This is a genomic window from Psychrobacter sp. AOP7-B1-24 (assembly GCF_052376215.1).
Taxonomy (GTDB): Bacteria; Pseudomonadota; Gammaproteobacteria; order Pseudomonadales; family Moraxellaceae; genus Psychrobacter.
In genome coordinates this window covers 1-566 of sequence record NZ_JBQSVL010000208.1, presented here as the reverse complement: position 1 = coordinate 566, position 566 = coordinate 1, and the positions used below count along the sequence as shown (strand labels likewise).

General features: G+C 45.4%; 1 pseudogene and 1 other annotated feature. The pseudogene reads left to right on the top strand.

The window, feature by feature from the left end:
- Positions 1–131: 131 nt before the first annotated feature.
- A pseudogene (locus ACT3QP_RS15035) lies at positions 132–566 on the top strand (transposase); the annotation flags it as partial.
- Positions 408–524, top strand: a sequence feature (AL1L pseudoknot). Its footprint overlaps the pseudogene before it by 117 nt.

The following is a 566-nucleotide window of genomic DNA, read 5'->3' as shown; positions in this document are numbered from 1 at the left end:
TACCGATAAGATGACGGACTCTGGAGTGATTGCTTCTGTTGGTACAACAGGCGACTCTTATGACAACGCATTGGCTGAGACTGAACCGCCCCGAGATTGTCGGAGACTCAACGCTCCAAGAGAATACGACAATGAAAACACGAAACTATACCCCTGAAATGAAAGAACGAGCCGTCCGTATGCTAGTTGAAGCTAAAGACGACTACCCATCCACATGGTCAGCCATCAAAGCCATAGCACCAAAGATAGGTTGCACGCCTGAGACCCTACGATCATGGCATAAAAAGCACATTGATAAAACCATTCCTGCAAAGATTCAAGCTCAAAGCCAAGCCGAGCGCATCAAAGATGCTTGAACGTGAGAACAAAGAATTAAAACAAGCCAATGAGATCATAAGGAAAGCAGCCGCTTTTTTCGCCCAGGCGGAAATAGACCGCAAACCTTAGTGATGGTTCAATTCATCGACGAGAATAAATCTATTTATGGCATTCTAGCTATTTGTAGAGTCTTGCCGATTGCCCCATCCACATACTATCGTGCCAAAGACTTAAACGACAATCCGGAG